Here is a 2,509-nt window from a genome sequence, read left to right on the forward strand (position 1 = left end):
CGCCGGTGAAAACGTCATCCAGATGTGCCGGAGCGTGCCCGGCCCGTGGAGATCGGCCAGCACCACGGTGTCACCCGCTTCGATGCGCCGCGACGGCGCGCCTTTGCGTCCGCCGTACGACCGACCCCCGGCGCCCCGCTCACCGGTGGGATTCTCGAAAGTCACCGCACGCGAATCAAACCGCAAATCGATACGTGATGGGTCGACCACGTTCCACATGCAAGTCTTCTCCTACGGTGCGACGAAGCCACCACGCCGATCGCAATACCCGATGAGAGCCAAGAACCCGGTGGCGTCACACGCATCCGTAACGCATCACGTCCAGTTCTGGCGGCGAATCAGAACATTGGCGATATCAAATTGAGTCGCCGGACAGCCGTCCCGGTGTCGCCCCCCTCCTCAGCTTGCTAGACTTGATCTGCGCCATCGTCTGCGAAGACTCAATCCCGCGTCTCGACTAACAGGTGATAGTGACTCGTCATCAGCACGTAGGCATGGACGACGACGCGATAGCGGCTCGCCGCGGCCGCCACCCGCTCGCAGAACCGCTCCCGATCCTGGGCATCCCGGAAGATCGGCCGGCGCTCATTCCCCCGGGCGGTGACGTGGTAGAGCGCCCCGGGATACGTGATCCGCAGCGGCCGGGCCATGGCCGGTCGCGTATCACGCTGAAGTCATGATTTCCAGGGCTGACCCTGCTGTCTGAGCTACGTCCCAAACTTCCCAACGCGCGAACGCTCGATCGATTGCGTCCAGCTCCGCTTGCACCTCTGGCTTCAGGGGTCTCGGAGGCGATGGCGGTCCCGCTTTCCTCTTGGGCATAGGAACACTTCCATCGCAGGAAGCCTCAGATCGCCAGATGTCTCTGCCGGGCTCTGAGCTGCTCGCTCCAGTGGTCAGGAGCTAAGGACTGAAGGACACCCACTCATCGCGCCGGTAAGGCCGAGGAGACTACCGGCAACCCCAAGCTGTCGGTCGTCTATTGTGGTCTTGTCGAGACCCTCAAGTGGGTGTCCTACATCTTTGCTTGTGGCTACGTGGCCACTACACGGTTGTGAAATTCGTGCTAATATCCAATCTCCCGTTCAAGGAGGCCTCTGATGAGTATCGTTGACCGCGTCAAGAACATCTGCCTAACGCCGAACACCGAATGGCCGGTCATCGCGGCGGAGCCGGCATCTGCGGGGAGCCTGATCACAGGCTACGTGGTGCCGCTCGCGGCCATCGGGGCGGTGTCCGGTTTTGTCGGCGGCTCGGTGATCGGTCGAACCCTGCCGTTGATCGGCACGTATCGCACGCCTTTCGTCACCGGCCTCGGCGTCGCCTGTTTCACCTTTGTCATGGCGATCGTCGGCGTCTTCGTCCTCTCGCTCATCATCAACGCGCTGGCCCCGAACTTCGGGGCCCAGAAAGACAGCACCCTGGCACTCAAGGTGGCCGTGTATTCCTACACGCCGGCGTGGGTGGCGGCGGTGTTGAACATCCTGCCGTTGCTGGGCGTCCTGGCGATCCTCGGAGGGCTGTACGGCGTGTACCTTCTGTATCTTGGCCTGCCGCGCTTGATGAAGTGCCCGGAAGACAGAGCTGTGGGCTACACGGCCGTCGTCGTGGTCTGCACCATCGTGCTTTCGGTCGTCATCGCGGCCATTGGGGGCACGGTCGTTGGCGTGGGGAGGCTCGGTTCTGGCAGAGGCGAGGTGCAGTTCGACAAGAACAGCAGGTTGGGCAAGCTCCAGGAGCTTGGCAAGAAGATGGAGGAGAGCAACAAGAAGATGGAGGCCGCGGAGAAGAGCGGCGACCCCAACGCGCAGGCGGCTGCGGCCTTGGAGGGTCTCGGTACGCTGCTCGGCGGCCGCAAGCACGTCGATCCGATCGCCATCGACCAGCTCAAGCCTTTCGTGCCCGAGACATTCGCCGGGCTGCCGAAGAAGAGCAGCAAGGCGGAGAAGACGGGGATTGCGAGCCTGATGGTCTCGAAGGCCGAGGCCACCTACGGCGATGACGCGGAAAAGCGCGTCACGCTGGAGATTTCGGACACTGGCGGGGCCAGCGGTCTGGTCGGGCTGGCCTCCTGGGCGAGCCTGCAGGAGGAGAGGGAGGACGATAACGGTTCCGAACGGACGCTGAAAGTGGATGGACGACTCGTGCATGAGAAAACGTCGAAGCGCGGGGGCACCAACGAGTTCAGCCTCGTGCTCGGGGAGCGCTTTGTGGTCAGCGCATCGGGCGTTGGCGTGGAACTGAAGGAGCTCAAGGCCGCCGTGACGAGTCTCGATTTCGCCAAGCTCGAGGCGATGAAGGACGTGGGCGTCACGAAATAACGACGGTTGTTAGCGCCGTCATGCGGAGCCTGGATATCAGTAATTAGCCGCGACACGGTCCTGGCCAGCCGCCGGTTATCGTGCTGGAGCTGCTCCGCGCGCCGCAGCGCCTTGCTCACGGCGAAATGGCTCACCCCGAAGGCGTCCCCGATCTCCCGCTGCGTCAGGCCACAGACCTCCCAGGCCAG

At 63.2% G+C, this 2,509-nt stretch carries 3 protein-coding genes; 1 reads left to right on the top strand and 2 read right to left on the bottom strand.

The window, feature by feature from the left end; all coding sequences use genetic code 11:
- Positions 1 to 219, bottom strand: a 219-nt coding sequence (locus tag VF515_03565; protein ID HEX7406711.1) for a DUF2961 domain-containing protein, incomplete at its 3' end; no start/stop codon positions are given.
- Between the two features lie 221 nt (positions 220 to 440).
- The gene (locus VF515_03570) at positions 441 to 650 is read right to left on the bottom strand and encodes a transposase (GenBank protein HEX7406712.1); all 210 of its coding nucleotides are present in this window, start codon (positions 648 to 650) and stop codon (positions 441 to 443) included.
- Between the two features lie 450 nt (positions 651 to 1,100).
- On the opposite strand from VF515_03570, the gene VF515_03575 reads away from it, so the two are divergent.
- Complete coding sequence (locus tag VF515_03575) at positions 1,101 to 2,321, top strand: Yip1 family protein (protein HEX7406713.1); 1,221 nt, start codon at positions 1,101 to 1,103, stop codon at positions 2,319 to 2,321.
- Positions 2,322 to 2,509 lie beyond the last annotated feature (188 nt).

The sequence above is a fragment of the Candidatus Binatia bacterium genome (assembly GCA_036382395.1).
Taxonomy (GTDB): Bacteria; Desulfobacterota; Binatia; order HRBIN30; family HRBIN30; genus JAGDMS01.